At 66.8% G+C, this 4,762-nt stretch carries 4 protein-coding genes; 1 reads left to right on the top strand and 3 read right to left on the bottom strand.

Annotated features, from left to right (window positions below):
- Window positions 1-432 (bottom strand): transposase (locus BN13_RS17440; RefSeq protein WP_235434134.1); only part of this gene is annotated, 432 nt, incomplete at its 3' end.
- On the opposite strand from BN13_RS17440, the gene BN13_RS17435 reads away from it, so the two are divergent.
- A complete protein-coding gene (locus BN13_RS17435; protein ID WP_157038666.1) occupies window positions 326-1,252 on the top strand; it encodes an IS5 family transposase in 927 nt (308 codons plus the stop codon). The two genes, BN13_RS17440 and BN13_RS17435, sit on opposite strands and share 107 nt — an antisense overlap.
- 139 nt (window positions 1,253-1,391) lie before the next feature.
- Here the strand turns inward: BN13_RS17435 and BN13_RS17430 are convergent, their stop codons facing one another.
- Together BN13_RS17430 and BN13_RS19785 are read right to left on the bottom strand one after the other, a co-directional pair.
- Window positions 1,392-4,241 (bottom strand): TolB-like translocation protein, encoded by a 2,850-nt coding sequence (locus BN13_RS17430; RefSeq protein ID WP_048548493.1) that lies wholly within the window; start codon window positions 4,239-4,241, stop codon window positions 1,392-1,394.
- Window positions 4,242-4,599: 358 nt separating this feature from the next.
- The coding region (locus BN13_RS19785; RefSeq protein ID WP_162199997.1) for an integrase core domain-containing protein at window positions 4,600-4,762 on the bottom strand (163 nt) is incomplete at its 5' end.

Raw genomic sequence — 4,762 nt, 5'->3', positions numbered from 1 at the left:
GGCGAAGTGCGCGCTGATCTCCCCGGTCGTCAGGCCCTTGGCGAACAACGAGATCGCGACCGCGTCCACATCCGACAGCCGCCGCTGGCGCTTCTTGACGATGACCGGCTCGAACGTTCCGGCCCGATCTCGCGGCACCTCGATCACCACCTCCCCGGCCGCGTCGGTCAGCACCGTCTTGGCTCGGGTGCCGTTGCGGATGTTCTCCGCCCCACCCTCGGGCGCGCGGTGCTTGACGTGACCGAGGTGGTCGGTCAGCTCTTCCTCCAGGGCGGCCTCGAGCACGGTCGCGGTGATCGACTTCAACAACCCCTCCGGGCCGGTGATGTCCTCACCCCGCTCCCTGGCGGCCTTGACCAGCTGCGCGATCGCCGCCTTCTCCGACGGTGTCGCGGTCGACGACGAGCGGCGTCTCTTGGCGTCCTTGGGCATCGAGCTCACGCTCGTGATTGTCTCGGTCATCAGTGACCAACCTTCCCGCCAACCCACGTTGGCGTGTCAGGTCAGAACCACCGTTCGGCGGACAGTCCCACTCAAGCCGCCATCCCGGGGCCAGTTGGACTTGACACAAGCAGAGCAGGTGCCGGATGCGACGACGTTGCTGCATTTCCGGCACTTGTTGAAGGAGCACCGTCTTGGTGAGGTGTTGCTGGCGGCTCAGAACGCGGTGTTCGATGAGCAGGGGTGGATCATGCGGGGCGGGTCGATCGTGGATGCCACGATCATCGCGGCGCCGTCCTCGACGAAGAACCGGTCGCGGGCGAGGGACCCGGAGATGCGTCAGACCAAGAAGGGCAACCAGTGGTTCTTCGGGATCAAGGGCCATATCGGGGTCGATGCCGGGACCGGGTACGTGCACGCGGTGAGTGTGACCGCGGCCAGCGCGACCGACTTGTCCCAGGTGCCTGTCCTGGTCCGCTGTGATGATGAGGTGGTGTACACCGACGCCGGTTACCAGGGTGCACAGTCGCTGTCGGCCAAGCCGGGGCTGGAACATCTGGCGGGGGTGGAGTTCCGGGTCGCGATCCCGAAGAGCAAACTGGCCGGGTTGCCGGTCGCGGATCGGGCGATCGCCTCCCGGCAGGCGGGGGTGCGGGCCAAGGTCGAGCACCCGTTCCTGGTCGTCAAACGCGACTTCGGGTTCGTCAAGACCCGCTACCGGGGCCTGGCCAAGAACGCCCACCACCTGGCGATGCTGTTCGCCAGCGCGAACTGGTTGATGCGAGCCCGGGCCGTCGCCTTGATGGGGTGACGGCCCGGCGCAAGCCTGCCCACAAACGGCGATACCCCCTGCGAACAGGGCGAATTCGCCCCTCCACGACCCTTCCCGCAACCCCGCCGACGACTCCCCAGCGCCAACCGCCCCGAACCCGCCCTAGATCAGCGGATCCTTAGGTGCAGGGTCGGGATGTTGGGGTGGTGGCGGCGAAGAGGTCGACGTTGCTGTCGATCCAGCCGTCGTCGGGGGTGTCGCCAGGAACGATGTCGCCGGCGTGGGAGGAGAAGATGGCGGTGGCGCCGTCATCGGTGATCGCGACGCCGAAGCTGTCTCCGGCGGGTGGCCGGCCGTCGCGGGTGACGGAGATCAGGAGCCGTTTCCCGGTGAGGCGGTCCCACCGATAGACGTCGACGATGCCGCTGCCGTCGGGGCGAAGGACACCGATGAGTGCCCAGCGCCCGGTGTAGCTGACAGCGTTAGTGATCCCGAGCAGGGGGCTGTGTATGGAGTTGACGACGGCCAGGTCGCTGGTGCGCTGGACGACGATATTGAGGTGGAAGGTCCACGGCTTGCGGTTCCAGGTGGTGAACATGAGTTGGCCGTCGCCGCTCAGCACGGTGGAGAAGTGAGTGGCGCCCTGCCCGGCGGGGCCACGGGAGATGTGGCGGGTGGTGCCGGTCGTGCGGTCGAGGAGGTAGAGCTCGCGGGAGCCGTCTGAGGAGTTGGCGGCGACGTAGGCGATGTAGCGGCCGTCGGCGCTGATGGATGACACGACGCGATAGAAGCCGTAGCTGTTGAGCATCGTCCAGCGGCGGGTGACCCAGTCATAGGCCGCGATCCGCATATACCCGGGTCCGTGGTCGGCGGGCTGGTACCAGACCGAGCCGATGGTGAGCCGGCCGTCGGCGGTGATGCCGCGCATGTCGATGCCCATGACGGGGAGGCCGGCTGCGGGGCCGGTCCCGTCCGGCATCCGCGCGGTCTCCAGGCGTCCGGTGCGTAGGTCTTTACGCAGCAGCCAGCGGTTCGAGTCGGTCCCGGGCGGGGTCAGGTTGGAGGAATCCGAGACCATGGAGATGTAGCGGCCGTTGCCGCTGATGATGCCCCCGTAGCTGCCTTTCCCCGGGACGCCGGCGCTGTCACTGGACACCAGCCGAGTGCGGTTACTGTCGCGTCCCCGGATGTACACCGCGTCTTTGTCGTCGGACTGTGGTGCCCCAGGCACCAAGACTTGGGTTTCGGTGCTGAACAGGATGCGGCAGCCGTCGACGCTGGCCGCCGCGGAGCGGACATCGTTAGCGGGCCGGCCCTCCAGTGTGGCTGAGATCAACTCCACCCGCGGCCGAAGCTCATCGGCCGCGGCGGGGGGTGGGGCCCCGGCCGCAGCCGACGAGGTGGCAGCGCTGATCGCGGCCAGCGCTGCCACCGCGGTGACAACAGTCCGGGCCCACCCGGGCCGGCTGGTGCGCTGCCGGGTCACTGGGGTGACCGGTTCCCACCGGGAGATCACGACGTTGTCGATGTCGCCGGAGTAGGTGTCCCCGTCGGTGGTGTCGCCCGGCTTCTTCCCAATCGAGATGTCCGTGCTCGGTGCCACCCAGATCCCCGCCTTCGCGGTGCCCTTGTACCCACTCGTGTTGAAGTCAACAAAGGTCCCGCTCACGAAGCGGTACACGTGGAGGACGGCTTGGCCGTCGGCGGTCAGCTCGCAGGTGAGTCGATAGCGGCCACCGGCGGTCATTGCGGCCGTGGTGGGGGCGAACGCTTCGGTGCGGGTGATTTGGGGGTTGGTTTTGGAGGTTGCTCCTTGGAAGGTGCACACGGGCGTTTTCGCGTCGGCGTTGAAGGAGATCTTCCACTGGTGGGCGTTGCCTTGGTCGACCCGGCCTTTCTGGATGATGTTGGGGGACTCCCCAGCAACCAGGTTGTCCATGCGAGGCCGCACGTACACCGAGATCTTGAACCGCTTCCCGAGCGGGTTGAACTTGTCCTGATGCGGCACCCACACTTGACTCGCGTCCGCGTCAACCCCAGGAGTGCTGTTCCCGTCGTCCGGGCCGGGGAAACGCAACGCCTTCCCGCCGTCGTTCGCGATTGGCAGGATCTGCAGTGTCCCGCTTGATTTCTTGACGATCGTGTCGCTGGAGAGGTAGCCGTCGTCCTTCGGGTTAGACGCGGTCCCGGGGTTGATCGCGCTCGGGGTGAAGTAGGCCCCGTTTCGGGCGAGGTAGGTGTTGAGCTTCCAGGAGCCCTTGACGTATTCCTTTGTCACGGGCGCCGAGGGGTTGCTGCTCAGCCGTGCCGCTGCGGTGACGTCGGCCCAGTTGATCGCGTTGTCCAGCAGCTGCTGGCCATCTTCCGAGAGGTCTGCCAGTGTCGCGTCCGTCATGCCCAACACCACCCGGTTGGCCGGGGTGACGGTGCCATCCGCGCGGAGATCTCCAGCGCTCATCGTGTACACCACATGCGCGCTCTGCACACCGGACCGCACCACTACCGTGTCCGCCGAGGCGGGCACGTAGGCATCCGAAACCGACTGCATCAGCGTCGCGCTGTTCGCCGGGGCGAATACTTGCGGTAGACCGTTAGCGATGGGGTGGGCCGAGTCCACGACCAGTAGGTTGCTGGTCGAGTTCTGAGCCCATCCCGAGCCCGCCGTCACACCCATCCCTACCCAGCTGCCATAACCCAGAGCAACCACCCCGACCGAGGCATCGCGGTACTTCGTGGTCAATTGGGTTGAGTCGGCAGACGCCGCAGCCACCACCACGGCGGTATCGGGCGTCACTGCCGACGGCGCGGCATCGTCGACGACCTGCACGTCATACCCGGTTTCGTTCAGATCGGCCTGGACCGCCGCGTCACCGGCAGTCAACGCCGAGGGGTCGCCCACGACCAACACCACTGGCGACCCGACGATTACTTCGGCAGCCTGCGCGCCAACCATCCCGGCCGCCGCCATACCCATCACTGCCGCACCGACAACAGCGACCCGCGGGGCCACATTGCCCACAACCTTCACTACGAATACCTCCCGACGATCCCCGCCACCCAGCGCGACGAGGCTCGCACACTCTAGGGCTCACCCAGTCCGGGCCGAAATCACGACCTGGGATGTGGTGACGTCGAGGCGGCAGCGGTCTGTGAGCGTGACCGCTCGGCAAGTCGCGATCGACTGGGGCACCCCCCGCACCGTCACCACATACTGGCCATCTCGCTCCGCAGAGCCGACCGATCACGCGCAGGACCGCGTAACCACCGTGAGCCTTGCGGCGGAACTCGCGATCCTGGAGGTCGCAGCCTGAGGTCGCTCAGCTCAAACCCCGCACTTGGGCAGGGCGGGTGGTGAATTGTGAATCGGCACGGGTTCTCTGCCGCTGTCATACGGGCTGCGGCTCGGGTTTGAGGGCAGCGTAGTGGGCTTGCTCGTATTCCACTGGTGGGACCATGCCGATGCCGCTGTGGAGCCGGTCGTGGTTGTACCAGTCGACCCATGCGGCGGTGGCGAATTCGACGTCTGCGAGGGTCTTGTAGGGGCCTTGG

The sequence above is a fragment of the Nostocoides jenkinsii Ben 74 genome (assembly GCF_001046875.1).
GTDB classification, from domain to species: Bacteria; Actinomycetota; Actinomycetes; order Actinomycetales; family Dermatophilaceae; genus Nostocoides_A; species Nostocoides_A jenkinsii.
The sequence above is the reverse complement of the archived record's forward strand: the minus strand, read 5'-3'. Positions and strand labels throughout refer to the sequence as shown.

What these genes read in the sequence shown, in the direction of transcription:
- BN13_RS17435 (WP_157038666.1), top strand. Translation starts at nt 326, where the DNA reads ATGTCCTCACCCCGCTCCCTGGCGGCCTTGACCAGCTGCGCGATCGCC.